The 17,025-nt window shown below is 40.9% G+C and carries 17 protein-coding genes; 10 read left to right on the top strand and 7 right to left on the bottom strand.

Annotated elements, in window-relative coordinates; genetic code table 11:
• Positions 1 to 50: 50 nt before the first annotated feature.
• The 5 genes from ACXAHI_RS17185 to ACXAHI_RS17165 all read left to right on the top strand — a co-directional run bounded on the left by ACXAHI_RS17185 (position 51) and on the right by ACXAHI_RS17165 (position 7,401).
• Positions 51 to 2,162 carry an ATP-dependent Clp protease ATP-binding subunit gene (locus ACXAHI_RS17185; RefSeq protein WP_474849996.1) on the top strand — a complete coding sequence of 704 codons (2,112 nt, stop codon included), beginning with the start codon at positions 51 to 53 and terminating at the stop codon, positions 2,160 to 2,162.
• A 599-nt stretch (positions 2,163 to 2,761) separates the two neighbouring features.
• On the top strand, positions 2,762 to 4,030 hold the full coding sequence (locus tag ACXAHI_RS17180; RefSeq protein WP_474849994.1) for an ATP-grasp domain-containing protein: 1,269 nt from the start codon (positions 2,762 to 2,764) through the stop codon (positions 4,028 to 4,030).
• Between the two features lie 30 nt (positions 4,031 to 4,060).
• Positions 4,061 to 6,028: a hypothetical protein gene (locus ACXAHI_RS17175; protein ID WP_474849992.1), complete on the top strand. Its 1,968-nt coding sequence runs from the start codon at positions 4,061 to 4,063 to the stop codon at positions 6,026 to 6,028.
• Between the two features lie 141 nt (positions 6,029 to 6,169).
• Entirely contained in the window at positions 6,170 to 7,162 is a 993-nt protein-coding gene (locus ACXAHI_RS17170) for a zinc-binding dehydrogenase (protein WP_474849990.1), read from the top strand.
• A 68-nt stretch (positions 7,163 to 7,230) separates the two neighbouring features.
• Positions 7,231 to 7,401, top strand: a complete 171-nt coding sequence (locus ACXAHI_RS17165; RefSeq protein WP_474849988.1) for a hypothetical protein — start codon at positions 7,231 to 7,233, stop codon at positions 7,399 to 7,401.
• A 62-nt stretch (positions 7,402 to 7,463) separates the two neighbouring features.
• On the opposite strand, the gene ACXAHI_RS17160 is transcribed toward ACXAHI_RS17165, so the two are convergent.
• Complete coding sequence (locus ACXAHI_RS17160; protein WP_474849986.1) at positions 7,464 to 8,177, bottom strand: hypothetical protein; 714 nt, start codon at positions 8,175 to 8,177, stop codon at positions 7,464 to 7,466.
• A 170-nt stretch (positions 8,178 to 8,347) separates the two neighbouring features.
• Here ACXAHI_RS17160 and ACXAHI_RS17155 point away from each other — a divergent pair, with 170 nt between their 5' ends.
• Positions 8,348 to 9,022, top strand: a complete 675-nt coding sequence (locus ACXAHI_RS17155; RefSeq protein ID WP_474849984.1) for a DUF1836 domain-containing protein — start codon at positions 8,348 to 8,350, stop codon at positions 9,020 to 9,022.
• Positions 9,023 to 9,059: 37 nt separating this feature from the next.
• Here the strand turns inward: ACXAHI_RS17155 and ACXAHI_RS17150 are convergent, their stop codons facing one another.
• Positions 9,060 to 9,566 (bottom strand): BsuPI-related putative proteinase inhibitor, encoded by a 507-nt coding sequence (locus tag ACXAHI_RS17150; protein ID WP_474849982.1) that lies wholly within the window; start codon positions 9,564 to 9,566, stop codon positions 9,060 to 9,062.
• Positions 9,567 to 9,706: 140 nt separating this feature from the next.
• Here ACXAHI_RS17150 and ACXAHI_RS17145 point away from each other — a divergent pair, with 140 nt between their 5' ends.
• From ACXAHI_RS17145 to ACXAHI_RS17135, 3 genes are all read left to right on the top strand, one after another.
• The gene (locus ACXAHI_RS17145) at positions 9,707 to 10,330 is read left to right on the top strand and encodes an NUDIX hydrolase (RefSeq protein WP_474849980.1); all 624 of its coding nucleotides are present in this window, start codon (positions 9,707 to 9,709) and stop codon (positions 10,328 to 10,330) included.
• A gap of 204 nt (positions 10,331 to 10,534) precedes the next feature.
• Positions 10,535 to 10,738: a hypothetical protein gene (locus ACXAHI_RS17140; RefSeq protein WP_474849978.1), complete on the top strand. Its 204-nt coding sequence runs from the start codon at positions 10,535 to 10,537 to the stop codon at positions 10,736 to 10,738.
• Complete coding sequence (locus ACXAHI_RS17135) at positions 10,731 to 11,240, top strand: hypothetical protein (protein ID WP_474849976.1); 510 nt, start codon at positions 10,731 to 10,733, stop codon at positions 11,238 to 11,240. Before ACXAHI_RS17140 ends, ACXAHI_RS17135 begins: the two co-directional genes overlap by 8 nt.
• A gap of 114 nt (positions 11,241 to 11,354) precedes the next feature.
• Here ACXAHI_RS17135 and ACXAHI_RS17130 read toward each other — a convergent pair whose 3' ends face one another.
• Together ACXAHI_RS17130 and ACXAHI_RS17125 are read right to left on the bottom strand one after the other, a co-directional pair.
• The gene (locus ACXAHI_RS17130) at positions 11,355 to 12,560 is read right to left on the bottom strand and encodes a GerMN domain-containing protein (protein WP_474849974.1); all 1,206 of its coding nucleotides are present in this window, start codon (positions 12,558 to 12,560) and stop codon (positions 11,355 to 11,357) included.
• The gene (locus ACXAHI_RS17125) at positions 12,560 to 13,093 is read right to left on the bottom strand and encodes an RNA polymerase sigma factor SigX (RefSeq protein WP_270182525.1); all 534 of its coding nucleotides are present in this window, start codon (positions 13,091 to 13,093) and stop codon (positions 12,560 to 12,562) included. The genes ACXAHI_RS17130 and ACXAHI_RS17125 overlap by 1 nt, the downstream gene beginning before the upstream one ends.
• Before the next feature lie 152 nt (positions 13,094 to 13,245).
• Here ACXAHI_RS17125 and ACXAHI_RS17120 point away from each other — a divergent pair, with 152 nt between their 5' ends.
• The gene (locus tag ACXAHI_RS17120) at positions 13,246 to 14,517 is read left to right on the top strand and encodes an MFS transporter (RefSeq protein ID WP_474849972.1); all 1,272 of its coding nucleotides are present in this window, start codon (positions 13,246 to 13,248) and stop codon (positions 14,515 to 14,517) included.
• 34 nt (positions 14,518 to 14,551) lie between these two features.
• On the opposite strand, the gene ACXAHI_RS17115 is transcribed toward ACXAHI_RS17120, so the two are convergent.
• From ACXAHI_RS17115 to ACXAHI_RS17105, 3 genes are all read right to left on the bottom strand, one after another.
• On the bottom strand, positions 14,552 to 15,091 hold the full coding sequence (locus tag ACXAHI_RS17115; RefSeq protein ID WP_474849970.1) for a GNAT family N-acetyltransferase: 540 nt from the start codon (positions 15,089 to 15,091) through the stop codon (positions 14,552 to 14,554).
• Positions 15,092 to 15,183: 92 nt separating this feature from the next.
• A complete protein-coding gene (locus ACXAHI_RS17110; RefSeq protein ID WP_474849968.1) occupies positions 15,184 to 16,062 on the bottom strand; it encodes a protein-glutamine gamma-glutamyltransferase in 879 nt (292 codons plus the stop codon).
• Entirely contained in the window at positions 16,043 to 16,975 is a 933-nt protein-coding gene (locus ACXAHI_RS17105; RefSeq protein WP_474849966.1) for a hypothetical protein, read from the bottom strand. Before ACXAHI_RS17105 ends, ACXAHI_RS17110 begins: the two co-directional genes overlap by 20 nt.
• Positions 16,976 to 17,025 lie beyond the last annotated feature (50 nt).

The following is a 17,025-nucleotide window of genomic DNA, read 5'->3' as shown; positions in this document are numbered from 1 at the left end:
GTAACGTACTAAAATATAACGCTTATATAAATTTTAAGGGAGGCCATCATATGCTTTGTGAAAAATGTAATCAAAATTCAGCAACTGTTCAGTTGAATGTTCAAATCAACCATTCTAAAAAACGTGTTCATCTGTGCAACTCTTGCTATGCAAATGTGATGAATGGTCAGACAACACCTTCATCAAACGGTCACTTTGATGATTTCTTTCAATCATTTATGAATCAATCAGGTCAAACTCAACCTCGTGAACAAACCGATAGTGGGAACGGTGGTTTACTTGATGATTTAGGAAAGAACCTAACAGATGCTGCAAAAGCAGGATTGATCGATCCAGTTATCGGAAGAGATCAAGAAGTAGCACGGGTCATCGAAACACTAAATCGTCGAAACAAAAACAACCCTGTCCTAATCGGTGAACCAGGTGTAGGGAAAACAGCGATTGCCGAAGGACTTGCACTTCGCATTTCTGAAGGGAACGTTCCTTCAAAACTACAAAACAAAGAGATCTATTTGTTAGATGTCGCATCTCTCGTTTCAAACACAGGTATTCGAGGTCAGTTCGAGGAGAGAATGAAACAGTTGATTTCTGAACTTCAAGCAAAAAAGAATGTCATTCTCTTTATCGACGAGATTCATTTGATCGTAGGAGCTGGTTCAGCAGAAGGCTCGATGGATGCAGGAAACATCTTGAAACCTGCACTCGCTAGAGGTGAGCTTCAATTGATCGGTGCTACAACGCTGAAAGAGTATCGCCAAATTGAAAAGGATGCAGCGCTCGAAAGACGTTTTCAACCAGTAATGGTTAACGAACCTTCGATTGAGGAAGCTATTCAAATTCTAGAAGGCCTAAAACCGAGGTACGAAGATTATCATGAAGTGACATTCTCTGAAGAAGCCATAAAAGCTTGTGTCACATTATCAAATCGCTACATTCAAGATCGTTTCTTACCCGATAAAGCGATAGACTTAATGGATGAAGCTGGTGCAAAAAGAAACTTAACGATTACCACTTCTAATCATGATGAAATACAAAAGAGGCTCGAACAAATCGCAGTAGATAAGAAGAAGGCGACGAGTGAAGAAAATTATGAAGTAGCTGCAAAGCTTCGTGATGAGGAAACAAAGCTTGAAAAGAAACTAGAAGAATCCTTAAATGCAAACGATCAAGCGGAAGCTTCTGTTGACATACAAGATATTCAACAACTCATCGAAAGTAAAACTGGTATTCCAGTACAAAAGCTTCAAGAAGATGAGCAAATGAAGATGAAGAATTTTGCTGAACAGCTTAATGCTAAAGTTATTGGGCAAGAGGATGCTGTTCATAAGGTCGCAAAAGCAATTCGAAGAAGTCGCGCAGGTCTGAAGCGTAAGAACAGACCGATCGGTTCATTTCTATTCGTAGGGCCTACTGGTGTCGGTAAAACAGAATTATCCAAATCTCTAGCTGAGGAACTTTTTGGAGATCGAGATGCGATGGTTCGACTCGATATGAGTGAATACATGGAAAAGCACTCTGTTTCTAAACTAATCGGCTCACCACCAGGGTATGTAGGTCATGATGAGGCAGGGCAACTGACAGAACGTGTACGCCGTAAGCCTTATAGCATTCTATTGATCGATGAAGTTGAAAAAGCACACCCAGATGTTCAAAATATGTTCCTACAAATCTTAGACGATGGTCGATTGACGGATAGCCAGGGAAGAACAGTGAGCTTTAAAGATACTGTGATCATCATGACGAGCAACGCAGGAAGTACAGAACGACGTATAACAGTAGGATTTGAATCCGCTGATAGTTATACCGATGTGATGGAAAGCCTAGGCTCATACTTTAGACCTGAATTTCTCAATCGTTTTGATTCGATCGTATCCTTTAAGTCACTTGAGAAAGAAAGTCTTGTATCAATCGTTGACTTGATGATCGATGAGTTAAAAGGAAGTCTAACTGAGCAGCAAATTACCCTCGAGGTCACAGATGAAGCTAAATCGAAGCTTGCTGAGCTTGGATACAATCCACAGTTCGGTGCTCGCCCACTACGAAGAGTAATCGAAGAACATGTAGAAGATGGAATTGCTGATCTACTTGTTGACGAAGGCGATGTAACGTCAGTGAAAGTAGAGGTAATTGAAGATAAGATCACAGTGAAAAATGCTTCGTAAGTTATATTTTTAGAAAGCCACTCAATTGGGTGGCTTTCAGTTTGTTGAAAAAAATCTTAAGAATTTGCTAACAAAATAGAGGTGATTTCCGCTCCAGTATGCTCGCTTTCCGCGGGGCGGGCGGTGAGCTTCCTCGTCGCTAACGCTCCTGTGGGATCTCCCCTGTCCCGCATGTCCCGCAGGAGTCGAGCATCCTTCCGCTCCAATCTGCGTTATTACGATGAATAAAAATAAATCACTTCAAAATGATGAGCTGAAACGTTTGTTATCATCAGAGATAAGAAAGTATAACTTTGATTGATTGTATTCAAGCTCCTACGGCATAGGGAGCATATCATCTAGGTTTATCAAAGAAAGCTACACAATTGTGTGGCTTTCTTTTTTTGTTAGAAAATAGAAAATATAGGGAATAGAAAAGCTAGCTGGTTTTCTGATTTTCGATTAGTCGAATTAACTCGAAAAACAGAGAATGCCGACTTCTTTTGTCGTAATTTGGCTAAAATTCAGAATATTAGTTAAAAAGTCATCGCATATCTGCTACGTTAGAGAGGGAAGTTCAGGAAGATTTCTCTACTATATGAAAAAAGGAGCGAAAACGAATGGAACTGGATCAATTAGAAATGAACCAGACGTTGGAAGAAAGTCAGCCAGAAGGAAAAACTATTCCATATTTAACTGCTTTAATTGGATGGAGTCTTCCGGCAATTGAGGCCTGTGATAAATTGAAACGGCCTTTTGTAGTAGTAGGACCACCTGATTTCAAAGACTACGCTGAAAAACATAATATCACATTCGTAGGGTGGGAGTTTGATCGTTTGAATGAAGGATCAGACAAGCTTTATAAGCAGCTGAAAGCACTTGGTGCAGAAGTTGCCGTTCCACTATATGAAGAATGTGTAGAATGGGCAGGAGCATTAAACGCCAGATTCCGTCAAGAACCAAGACTCTTTAATCGTTCTCTTCTATTGAGAGATAAGGGGATGATGAAAAGAAAGGCTCAGATTGCAGGAATTAAAGTGGGTGTCTTTGAAGAGGCAAGAGACAAAGATGATGTCAAACGCTTCCTGAAACGAGTTAATGAAGCACTTCTTAAAGTTGATGGAGATAAATACGATCCAATCCACTGTAAACCTCTCGATAAGGCAGGTTCAGTTGGTCACCGTGCCATCGATAATCCAGCCGATATCGAAGCTTTAACAGACAATGATTTCCCACTGTTGATGGAAAGCCATCTCGATGGGCAAGAGTTTTCATGTGAAGTGTTTGTTCATAAAGGACAAATTCAATTTTTGAACATCACTGAATATGTGAAGTTAGGTTATTCAAACTTTGTCCCACCTTCTCCAACTCTTGAATCGAAAAGACCAGTTATCCGTCAAGCGATCGAGCAGCTGATCGAAGCATTTGAAATTGAGAATGGGGTTATTCACCCTGAATATTTCATCATGCCAGACGGAACGTTGCACTTCGGTGAAGTAGCTGCACGTGTTCCAGGAGGTCATATTTTCGACTTAATTGAACGCGCTTACGGGTTTAGCGCATATGAAGCACAAATTCTTTGTAGTGATCCAAACACGACAGAAGAAGAGCTAAGAAAATTCTTCCCAGCTGAAGATGAAGCTAATGGATATGCAGGCTGCCTTATGGTACACCCGCACGTCACTTTCATTGAAGAACTAACGATTCCAGATGAGCTTGAAGAGCATCCTTTCTTCGAAAAGCATGACATGTTCACTCCACCGCAAGGTAAAGTGGCAGAACGAGTAGGGTTTGGTAACCACTATGGAACGATTTTCTTCTTCGGTGATGATAGCGCCGAGATGAGACGCCTATTAGAATACTATGAAAAGTACGATTTTTATTTGTAGAATATTCTTTATCATAAAGGAGAATTAAGCATGCCATCTGAAGTAACAGAAGGAAAGATTGCAAGGTTTTCCCAGTCATTGACTAAGCTGAACGAGGCACCAACATACGCTAAATCGAGATACCAGACGGATGTTTATCAAGAAGCAAACCGTCTTCTAGAAACAGAAGAAGGTCTCGAAATCCTATTTAAATATGCAGATCGTTTTGATGAAGCAGGTGTCTTCCAAGACGGTCCTTGGGAAGACCCATCGAAGCTTCAGCCTCCGCTAGTCGCAGGTTCGCTACAAGCGAAGGGGCTTCCTTATGTCATTGAGATGCTTAGTAATTTACGTATGCTAGCCATTGCTGAAGGCATGGAAGAGCATCCTACTGTTTCTAAAGAAATGGCTATGGATTTTTTAAATGAGGTCATGGCGCTCAATTTGGATTTGCTTTTCCCTCAAGCTACAGAGGCTTCTCGTATTGAGAAAAAAGAGAATGCGGATGAGGCCCAGCGTTTGTTCCAGTTTATCTCTCGTTACCTTTCATCGAGTGCTCTCTCTGAGACGCTGATTTATGAAATCAAACGATTGACTGCGCAACGCCCGATAATGGTTAAAAGAACTGTGTCGATCATAAAAATGGCAAAAGAAATGCTTAAATCAAATGAGGATGACACGCAGAAAGAGGTTCTTCAGCAATACGTAGCTTCTATTGAAGGACCATCTAACTTAAGTCATTTATATTCACAGCCTAATGAATATAGGAAGCAATTGATGAACCTTTCAGTTGAAGAACTTCAACGAGAAAGTGAAATCTTGGGTCGATCGATGCGAAATACTGGCCTTTGCTCTCCTCATCATAGTGTGCTGGCGCGTTTCTTAAGCAGGAAGTCACCCGAGCTTCTCCCTGCCCTTTTACAATTGAGTGGTAAAGGAAAAGCGAATTTTGAAGAGCACGAAGAACTCGTTCATCAGCTAATAAAAGTCGCTCTATTCCCAACTACGTGTCAATCTGTATACGGGCTAGCGTTGCTCTTAGAAAGAGGCGTGCTCTCAGCATCACCAGTTATACCAGGGCTAAGAAGGCTGATTGAACTTGATATTCGACCTGAGGTTCGAAACGCATTGTTCAAAGCGAACGAAGGCGAAGGCCTAACAGCAAACAGTATTCTCCTTGCTGGCGTAATTAGTGTCCTCGGACAACCGCTTGGAGTAGGTCAAGGATTGAACCCAACCTGTCAGGCTGCACGGGGCATCAGCTTGTGGGCACAGCACGCGCCAGGGTATTTATTAGAAATCATCCCTCGAGCTGCACGTGATGGTGAGATCGATATGGTTTTCGAAGGCGTTAACATTTACTCCAAAGATTTGCAGGGAGGATTAGCACCTGAACTACATCCTGAACTTGATCCAGTGTCGATCGTATTAGTTCCTCACCTCGATCGTATTTATAGTGAAATGATGTCGAGAGTCGCTTTAAGAGGAGAAGATGGGCACCGGTGGGTAAATCCAGCTTTTTATGGGAACTGGGTACAAAAAGGGTTCAGCATGGTCATTGAGCCGATTACTGGAAACATTGCAGATTACCCTGGTTTCGTAAGGCTGTTTTATGCAACCCATCATCCGGAATACAATGATGAATATGAATTGATCTATCCGAACCCTGTCGGTATATTCATCACGAACGTTCACGGGAAAATGCTTGGGTTCCACGCGGTATCAATTCAAAGAATCGCGAAATGTCCTAAAGGTAACTACCGAGTTTATTTTTATAACCCGAACAACGATGGCTCTCAAAACTGGGGTCAAGGAATTGTTAGTACGGTTATGGGTAACGGTGAGTACTTTGGTGAAAGCTCGCTTCCTTTTGATGAATTCACTTCACGTCTCTATGCGTTTCACTACAATCCATACGAACAGGGCGATTCGTATGCCGTTGAACAAGACAGTGTAGCAAAAGTGAAAACCCTCGCAAAGGAAAGCTGGGGGCAAGAATACAAATGGATTAGTGGCTAAGTATAAAAGTGTCAGGGATCACCCCCTGATGCTTTTTACTTTTTTACGATGTAGGTAAGGTTTACGAATTCGTAAACGCCGGGAATAAATAGTACCATTGAATAGAAGAGACGAAATGACTATAGGAAGGAGAAATTACATATGCAAGGTTATGTGCACGGTGGAGCCAGAGGAAAAGAAGGACTTGTATTCAAAGACAACTTAGAAGAACCTCGACCTGGCAAAGGTGAGGTGAAAATTCAATTACGAGCAGCGGGGTTAAATCATAGAGATTTGTCCGTTCCTACGCGACGATCAAACGGAGATCCTGACGTCATCTTAGGCTCAGATGGTGCAGGAATCATCAGTGAAGTAGGTGAAGGCGTCCAATCAGTAAAAGTTGGAGATGAAGTGCTCATTAATCCAGGTATCGGTTGGAAAGAAAATGCTGCAGCACCACCCAAGGGCTTTCAAATTGTTGGTTTTCCTGGAGATGGTACGTTTGCAGAAAGTATCGTGCTCCCTGAAGAAAATGCTTTTCTAAAGCCTTCTTCTATGTCGTTTGAAGTAGCTGCTTCTTATGGCATCGCTGCACTAACAGCTTATCGTGCTTTATTCACAAGAGGACAGTTAAAAAGTGACCAAACGGTGTTTATTCCAGGAATCGGAGGCGGTGTTGCAACATTTTTACTCCAATTTGCTAAAGCGGTTGGGGCTAGAGTGATCGTTAGTTCAAGAAGTGAGGAAAAGCGCAGAAAAGCCCTCGATCTTGGAGCGGATCTCGCTCTTTCAAATGAAGATGACTGGACGAACGTCGCTAAAGAAGAAAATGTCGATCTTGTAATCGAAAGCGTAGGAGCAGCGACGATCAACCGATCGTTAGATCTCTTACGTAGTGGAGGTACATTGGTGATTTTTGGCTCCTCAACAGGTGATACAGCCGAAATTAACTTACGATCCTTCTTTTACGGACAATATAATTTTCTTGGTTCGACGATGGGGAGTGCCGATGAATTTAGCGCTATGCTGGATTTTGTAGCGAATCATTCCATTGAACCAATAATCGACGCGTACTATGAATTGGGACAAATCGAGACCGCGTTCAATCATTTAGCTGAAGCTAAACAATTTGGGAAAATCGTCATTACCATGTAGCTTATGTGTTTGGGGAGGTATGTTTCGAACAGTTCAGGTCATGATAACTAATGATGGAGGTGGATATCATGGCGGAAAACAGGAATAGATCAAAACAGGATATCAAGATGAATACCTCATTGAACCCAGATATGGTTTTTGACAGTATTTCCGGTGATTCACTCAATCAACGGTTTACTTCCGAGCAAGCAAAAGAGCTCATGTCCAGAAATGACTTGGATGTAAAAAGTAAGCAATAAGCTTAAGGTAAACCATAAAAAAAGGAAGCCCCACGGCTTCCTTTTCGTATTTTGTAGGTATTTTAATAGTAATATGGATATCCATATGGAGGATAGCCGTAATAAGGGTAGTAAGGATACGGGCGATAATAAGGAATTAAACTAAGTGCTGCAATTCCTGCGAGTGGAAAATAGTATCTTCCATAGCGTCTGTAACGACGTCGTCCGTACTGACGCTCTGTTTCTTCTTCTGCAACTTCTTGAGGGAGTAGTAATGATACATGCTCACTGTCTGAGTCCATGATAATACCTTCATACTCCATACCGTCAGTCATTTGAACGTTTGCATGATAATTGTTGTATTTTTTACAAAGCTTTTTCATATCTCCTGAAAGTTGCTTTAAATCTCCCTTGACCTGCTGATTTGGTCCTTGCATGGCACCCTGAACTTGCTGGTTCGGCATGTTCGGTCCGTGCATGGCACCTTGAACTTGCTGATTTGGCATATTTGGTCCATGCATGGCACCTTGAACTTGCTGATTCGGCATATTTGGTCCATGCATAGCACCTTGAACTTGCTGATTCGGCATATTCGGTCCATGCATGGCACCTTGAACTTGCTGATTCGGCATATTCGGTCCATGCATTGCGCCTTGAACTTGCTGATTCGGCATATTCGGTCCGTGCATCGCACCCTGAACTTGTTGATTAGGACCATTCATAGCGCCTTGTACTTGGTTATGCATGTTAGCACCCTGAACTTGTTGGTTCGCGTAGGGGTTGTTGTACATGTTCATAAGCGAACTCCTCCTTTACACAACACAGGATATTCACCCAGTTCCTAAACAGTTACAACAAAATGAGGGGTGAAAAGCCCAATTATTACATGTAAGAAGCACTCCTTCTTGATATTTCCATAAAGAAACTATACGATAAGTTCAAATGACCTTATAAGGTAGGGTGTACGATGAAAGGCTATTATTTAACTAGAATGGAAATGGGAAAGATCTTACAATGTATCAAGAATCAAGAAAGTCCATATGACATTTTGATGAAAGCTTGGGAACGTACCGGAGGAGAAGGGAGATTTGAAGAAAACAATAATCTGCCTACTGTCTTTCAAAAGCTCTTAAAAGCTGAAGAAAGAGCGATCGGATTGTCTATCAATGAAATAGTGAGTCTCGGAAATCAAATTGAATATGCAAGCTTTCGTTCCACTGCCGTACAGAATTGGGTAAAAAGAGATATTAAAGATTGGATTGGCCCTCCGCAGCATGGGAAAAAGTATTCGATTGAACAGGCAGCGATTTTATTCATTGTAGAAGATTTAAAGAACACTCATGACTTTGAAAGCATTCGACTGTTATTAAGATTTGCTTTCAACAACCCTGCAGATCGAAACGATGATTTGATCAACCCTCTTGTTTTTTATCATGCGTATGCATGTCTATTTGAAGGAGTTCATTCAGAGAATGATCTTTCAGTTGTAAAAGAAAAGGCACAGGAACTTTGTTCAAAGAGTCGGTTAACGTTTGTGGAAAGTGAAGCAATGGAAAGCCTGCTTATCTCTTCATCACTATCTGTTGAAGCTGCATACTTTCAAACGTTGTCAAAACGATATCTAGAGAAGGCCTTGCGTTGATAATGAAAAAACCAGCTGGTATGCCAGCTGGTTTGAATTATTCTACCGTAAAATCAATGGTCTTCTTGAAATCTTCTTCGTTTTCAACTGCAAGCCAGATTTCTAACGTATATGAGCCTTTGGCAAGTGAATCGAGCGTGATCGTATATTCAAGAGTATCAGCCTGTTTCACTTCTTTCTTTTCAACTTGTTTGATGAAGCTTTTGTTGGCAGAATAGGTTACAAGAACTTCACCTTCTTCATTATAAAGTTTGTAATCATATTTCTGACTCGAAGGAAAAACGACGGTTTGAACCTTTTCAGTTTGGTTTTGAACTTTGTAAGTAAAGGTTGCTTGCCCGTTACTAATCGAATCTAAAGTGAGGGAAGGTTCCATTGACCCAGCAACAATACCAGAGGAGCCAGTTGACCCAGAGTTAACCTCTTCAGCCGTTCCATTTCCATTACCATTTCCTTTGTTCGTTGAATTCATTGACTCATTCCCTTCTCCGCATCCGGTTAACGTAAGTAATGCGATACTGCCGATAGCCAAGTATTTAAGCATATAATCACCCTTTTCTTAATTGGACGACTCAAGTGAAGAAAAGGTTACACGATAATTAGAAAATTTCATCAAAAGCAGGTAATCCTTATTTTTAGGGGTATATAATAAATGTGAAGGAAGAATAAAAGGAGTTCGATAGAATGCAGCTATGGTATAAGATAAACGCTAACGTTGGAGGGAGAAAAGGTGAAGTACTCGGTAACGAAAACTTCTATAAATTTGCGGTGCTTCTTCCCCTAATCGAGGTGAAGGGTGAACTCCATGTATTGTTCGAAGTGAGGGCTCATACACTGCGTAGACAGCCTGGTGAGGTATGTTTCCCGGGTGGAAAAGTCGATCGAACCGATGATAACCCCTTAAAAGCAGCTACGAGAGAAACGTGTGAAGAACTGGGCGTATCAGAAAATGATCTTCACGTCATTGGCGAGCTCGATTATCTTGTGTCGTCTTTTCAATCCATCGTCTATCCGTTTCTAGGAGTTATTAATAAAGATACGACGTTGTCTCATAATCCTGAGGAGGTAGAGGAGGTATTCACAGTACCTTTAAGCTATTTTATATCGAATCCTCCTGAACGCCACGATATCAAAATACATGTAAAGCCCGACGAGAGTTTTCCATTTCATCTTATACCAAATGGTGAGGAGTATACCTGGTCATCTTCTGTATTACCTGAGTTCTTTTATTATTATAAGGATTATGTGATTTGGGGGATGACTGCAAGAATTCTATATCACTTCGTCCAACTTGTAAGTGATCAGTAGGAAAAGAGACGTATTGCCAGTTTCTTAAATAATAGGTAAACTAGAAAAGGTCGATTCATGTCGTATTTTCTAGTTTTTTTGTGTTTGCAATTCTTTTATATTGGCTGAAATAGACATAAAGCCTTCAAACCCCACGAAAGAATTAGATGGATGAAATACGTACATATATAGAAAATGCAAAAAACAGTTAGTAGGGGGATAATAATGCTTTTGATCATTTTTCTATTGCTTGCCGGTTCACTAGGGTTCTTTATTTACTCATATTTCGTTAACGATTATGCGAAAGAAGTTAAAGGACAAGTAGATGATGTATACATTAACTTAATGAGAGAGTTAAAAGTTGTAAAACAACGTACGGAACTTCTCGAACGCCAAGCAAAAACTGCAAATGGTGGTACCAATGAGTAAGCAAGAAGCAAAGGGAATTGCGGCTGGTCTTTTGGTTGCTGCTCTTCTTCTCGGAGCCTATTATTTAATGTTTTCAAGTGCATGGGCTGAAGAGAGCAAGAAATCAGCGGACGAGTTGATTGAAGAGCAGTTGAAGGAAAAGAACATGGTGATGGTAAAGAAAGAAGAGTACGAATCATTGCAGGCTTCACAAAAAAAGTTAGAAGCCATCAATGCTAAAGATACTTCTAAAGAAACCTCCAAAGATAAAGAGGTAGAAGAAGAAGAAAAAGAAGAAGAAAAAGAAGAAGAAAAACCTAAAAAGGTTATCTTTGATATAAAAGAGGGCATGACGAGTCAAGAAGTAGCGCAAAGTCTCGAAGATCTGAAACTTGTGGAAAGTGCTGATGAGTTTATTAAAGTCTTAAGAGATAAAGGTAAGGAAACAGCCATTCAACCTCGTGAATTTGAGCTTACTACTGAGATGACACCAGCTCAGATTATTGCTGAAATAGCAAGATAACCTATTTTAAGAGCTTGGAATGGCGTGTGCCTCAAGCTCTTATTTTATATGGTAAAGAAGCTGCCGTTTAAATGAAAAACGCATCTGGATTAACAGATGCGTTTTTTTTTATGATTATTGATCGAGTGAGATGGCATTTGGAGACTGAGGGATAGGGATCGCTTCATAGAGAGAATAAGGTCCCACCCTGTAAAATCCTGTATTAAAGAAGCTTACCTTATTATATCCGAACTGTGATGCTGTTAGCATGATCGCTTCAAGTGTTTCCATCGCCTCTTCTTGAGAATCAAATGTGCTATTTTCTGTAAACGTGATCGCAGCTACATCGTCTCTTTTTTCAACTGAATCGATCGACACACTTTCTGGAATTGAAGGCGCATATGCGTTGTTTTCGCTATCGCCGTTCTTCATAAGGGAGAGAACGCTCTGCAAATCATTCGCGTTGTTACCATATAATGGTGAACCTTTTACAAGGTATCGATCGCCCGTACTCGCTTCAAATAGAAAGAATGGTGCAGTTTCGTCTTCAATACTTTGCTCAGCAGGACCATAATTACCTAGGGTATAACCTTCTTCACCATTCGTTTTCCATGCGATGTTTTGTGCATCGACACTATCCGCAAGCCACGCTATACTATCTCGAATCATGATCGATTCGTTTGATGAAAGACTATCACCAGGTGTTGCGAAGTCAACGACTAGGGTTTTCAAATCATTAGTATTTTCCACTGTAAAGGAAGCATCAGAGATTGGCGATTCTAAAAGCCCGTATTCACTTGCATCGAAGGAGGAAAGGATCTCTGTTAATTGGTCTGAGAGCGTTTGTTCACTATCAAAAGGAAATGATAGAGGAATGAGAGCCTGCCCTTCTTGGTCTGGAAATGAGAGGACGATACTTTCTGCTCCTTGTTGCATAGCAGGAGTATAGTGATCGAACGTTACCATTTCGTTTGCGGCAAATCCTTTGTTACTATCTTCAGCTTCACCAATCGGATCATCTACAATCTTCTTATCTTCATCGAGTGTAGCGGTAGTTGCGCTTTCGTTCGCATTCGAATCTCCCTGATCTGAAGAAGATTCTATGGCAGGTTGCGATTGATCTTCAGGTTCGTTGAATAAGCCTGGTAATAGAAATAAAGATAAACTAACGACTGCTGCAGTTGCAAATGATGGAATGATCCATGGTGCACGTTTTTTCTTCTTCACGTGACTACCTCGTTCTTTCATTTTATTTTGAACTTGTTGATAGATCATTTCTTTACTTTGATGGTCTTTAACTTCGGGTAATTTCGATAACAGAGATTTTGTTTTATCACTCATCATAAAACCCCCTTTAAATTCGTCTTCATTTGATCGTCCAATAGTTCTCGAAGCGCTTTGATGGCACGATGCTGTGTTGTTTTTACCTTACTCACGCTCCACTGAAGAACTTCGGCGGTTTCATTCACTGTAAACTCTTGAATGTAGCGAAGAATAAGAACTTGTTGCTGGTCGAGCGTGCAATTTTTCAAACTATGGTAGATGGCTTGAACGTCTTCTTTTTGCATCACGATTTCTTCAGGGAGCGGTGTATCATCTTTTGTATTTTGTTTGTTAAATTCGAACTTGCTCAGCCACCTTGAAGTTCTCCGGTTATGTGTACGCAAATAATCGATTGCGACGTTTCTCGCTATCGTTAATAGCCAAGTTTTTTCATTGCTTCTTTCTTCGTATGAATGATAGGAGCGTAGTACTTTTATATAGACCTCTTGAACAAGCTCCTCTGCGACTGCACGATTTTTTACCATATAAAATAAGAACTGAAATAATGTTGCGTGATAGTCGTTATACAGTCGATCAAATGTTTCATTCATGTTATACCCCTCCTCCTCCTATATAACAAAACGACATACGTTACGAAAAGGTTACAACGATATTGAAAATTGTTCAAAAGGACAAAGTGTTTTGGGAAGTATGAATATTTCTGTAGAATGGTAATCAATACCTTATGAAAAGGAGAATAGTCGTGCAATCTTCTAAGCAGTCTTCCTCATTTTTCTATGGATGGTTGATCGTCGCAGCAGCAGCTTTAGGCGTTTTCTTTTCAGGACCTGGACAAACCTATGGCGTTTCTGTCTTTATTAATCACTATATCTCAGATTTCGGTTGGAGTCGTTCATTAGTTTCTGGTATTTATTCATCAGCTACGTTAGCAGCTGGTCTTTTACTATTTATTATTGGTAGAATGGTAGACAAATTTGGGCAGCGACGAATGATGCTCATTATAGGGTCTTTATTAGCGGTCGCGTGCCTTTGGAATAGCTTTGTAGTCGGACCGGTCATGTTGTTCATCGGTTTTTTTATGCTTCGATTGTTCGGACAGGGTTCAATGACACTTGTTCCAAATACGCTTGTCCCTCAATGGTTTATTCTTAAAAGGGGGCGTGCACTTAGTTTTATGGCGATTGGCGGATTCTTAAGTTCTGCCATTTTTCCACCTCTTAACACGTGGTTGATCGACTCGTTCGGTTGGGAGAATGCCTGGAGAATTCTTGGAGCAGCAATCGTCATCATCTTTTTACCAGTCGTTTTCTTTCTAATCCGAAACAAACCTGAAGACATCGGCTTACTTCCTGATAATGCGGTTTCGAAAAAAAGACTCGCAAAGCGTAAAGAAGAAAAGATGGGCGAAGAAGATGAGGAAGGATTTGAAACGAATTGGACAGTAAAGGAAGCGATGAGGACGAGAGCGTTTTGGTTAATTTTATTTTGTGTGAGTATCCCAGCCCTCGTAAATACAGGGCTCACGTTTCATTTGTTTTCTATATTGGGAGAGCAAGGTGTACCTGACCATACTGCTGCCCTGATCTTGAGCATCATGGCAATCGTTGGTTTTCCGGTAACGATGGCATCAGGTTTTATTCTAGAACGTGTTAATGTACATATTGTTTTAGGACTTTCTTTCATCGGTCAGATGGTTTTTATCCTGTTATTGACTCAAGTAGATACCTACGTCCTTGCAATTGTGTTTGGCGTATTATGGGGAATTATTGGGGGCATCGAGAGAATCACTCTCAACATTATATGGCCAGATTATTTTGGCAGAGAAAATCTTGGTAGTATAAAGGGGATCGCAACAACAACGATGGTAATCGGTTCTGCCTTTGGTCCATTACCTTTTGGTGTGGCTTACGATACATTTGGAGGATATACAGAGATTTTATTACTTATTTTGATCTTCCCAATCCTAGGTACCGTTGCCGCCTTTTTATCTCCTCCGCCAAAGAAAGCTGCATAATAATAAGCTCCTTCCATGCGAATGGGAGGAGCTTTTATTTAGAAAAGATGGAATAAACGAGAACGTCGTAATACTTTTGATGAAGAAAGATATGCTCTTTAAAACAACCTTCTTTCTTGAATCCTAGCTGTTTGAGGCGTTTGACTGCAGATTCGTTGTTTTGGATAGTCTGGGCATAGATTTTGTGTAGTTTCATCTTTGAAAATCCGAAATCGATAATGGACCTCGCTGCCTCCAAACCATACCCTCCTCGCCAATAGTCTCTTGATAGGACAGCGCCAATCTCCGCTTTGGAGGAATTGCGATCCCAGTTTTGGAATCCTGCGGTGCCGATCAGTTGGTTGTTGCTTTTAAGACGAACGGCAAATCGAATCGAATTTGTTGTTGAAATCGAAGAAGGCTCTTTAAAAGCATTGATGTAGTGATTTGCTTGAGTTCTAGTTTTCATGGTGTCACCCGTATCGTAATACGTGACTAGCGGATCTGAAAAAATAGAAAATAAAGCATCGACATCGTTCGGATGAAGAGCCGTTAGCACTAATCGTGATGTTAGAAGTGTTGGAAAAGTATCCATGTTCTGCACCGTCCGTTTTTTTACACTATATGCAGAACGGTCTTGAGTGTGGAGGGCGGTCATCTATATAAAAAGAATTTTATGAATTTCTTTTATGATTTAGGAAAACGAATCGTAATGTATTCCTTTAATAATTCTTCTTGCTTTTTGTTGTATTCATCTAGAGATACAGAGCTATTCCCTAGCTGATCGTCAAATAACAAAACGTTTTGTTCTAGTTCATCCCTCATTGTCGCAAATTGGTATAAATAGGAGAAACCAGGTCTTGTTGCTGTTTCAAGAAGGTAAGGCATCCTCATTGCGCCAGGTCGTCGTCTTCTCGCAAGGGCATCGATGATTCCAGGAAGCGTCCTAAAACCAAGTCCATGACCAAAATACATACCATCCCCCAAATCGACGATGTTCTCACCTTGCCATTCAGGTGTTAATGGATTTACGTCTGGATTCTTCACATACCGTATATCGCCAGGAATATATTGCGTTGGGATATTATGAACGATCCGGAGGTCAGCATCATACTTCCAACCCCAAAGGCGAATATCTGCGAATAACGTATTGAATTTCACGGGTGGAAGCATTCTTAAGGCAGCTTTGTACAAAACGATGATCATGGCTGTTGCGCATTCAAACGCATAGATTCTTCCGTTTCGAAAAATATCAACGATAGCCTCAGCAGGGGGAACGCCTTGTTTTAGCAGAAAAGCTCCGTCAGGCATCAAGTTCCAAAACATTGGATTACACCTGGATTTATAAAAATCCGCAAATTGTGCGCCGCTATAATAAAGTTCTCGAGCACTCGCTGTAATTGCTGAACGAAACTGCATTTCAAATACGACTTCACCACGAGAGCTATACGTGTGTGTGACCGAGCTGTTGAGAAGGGTCTCTAACACCTGTCGCTCGAAGGAGTTTTGAATCATACGATGGTCAAAATCGTCGATCGTCGCGACCTTATCTCCTATAAGTATCATGGTTTACCTCCTCAATCGATTGAACCTGTGCTTCTAGAGGCCGTGTTAACCATTCATTCCATTCAGAGCGTGAATATTTTCTTAATTTATATGAAAAGTCACCAAGGCGTTTCTGTGTTTCCGCTGGCAGAGACCGAAACTCTTCATCATGAAGACGGCTATTTCCAGGCTGTTCTTTGTATTTCATCATATAGTCAACACAATAGGGCTCTAACTGAGCTGTAAGCTCATAACTATTTTCATTGAGTACAAGGTATGGAAGGTTCTCTTCGTACCACGTCCTGAAATGTACGTAAGGATTTTCTGACTCGTTCAGTCCAGGTATAAAGTGAAGAAGTTCCTTTGCAAAGTGTTTCTCCTCACGATCAGCGGATGCTAGTCTTTCGCCGACGGGAAGTAAACTACTTACGTTTTGTGTTGAAAAGTAAGCCCACGTTAAATAATGCGTTGGGTGTCCTTTTTGATGTCGCTTAAACAATAACTGAGAAATAGCAGGAAGGTCAGTCGGGTCATGAAAGATCGTCGTTAACAACCCTGCTGACCGATCTAATACAAAACGGTATTTCGAATTAAGATTTTCGTTGGCCCCAGTTGTGACAATCCATCTTAATACAGAATGGATGAGCTGAGGTGTCTCACATATTGAGTATGGAAAAGGGCTCGCGGGTGCACGTTCTTTTGCGAGTATATCTTTTCGTAGTGCGAGTGCGACTTTATTTCTATCTGATAAGTATTTTGTTAATCTGTTTGAACTGATAGATGATGAGAGTATATAAAGCGTTGGGAATGACACCTCTTCACTGTTTACTTGAGAAGCTGCAAGCTTTTTGTCTTGTTCGATCAGGTCTGTAAAATGACTCTTGAGAGCGCTGATCCCACTTACTTTTCGAATCATCTCCAAGGAACTGTTCATAGAATTTCCTCCCCTCTTAATGCTCCTTCTAACAACCTATTCATCTTTTT

It is taken from the genome of Anaerobacillus sp. ABD4_527, assembly GCF_056160805.1.
Note: the sequence above shows the minus strand (reverse complement) of the source record. Positions and strands in the feature narration are given on the sequence as shown.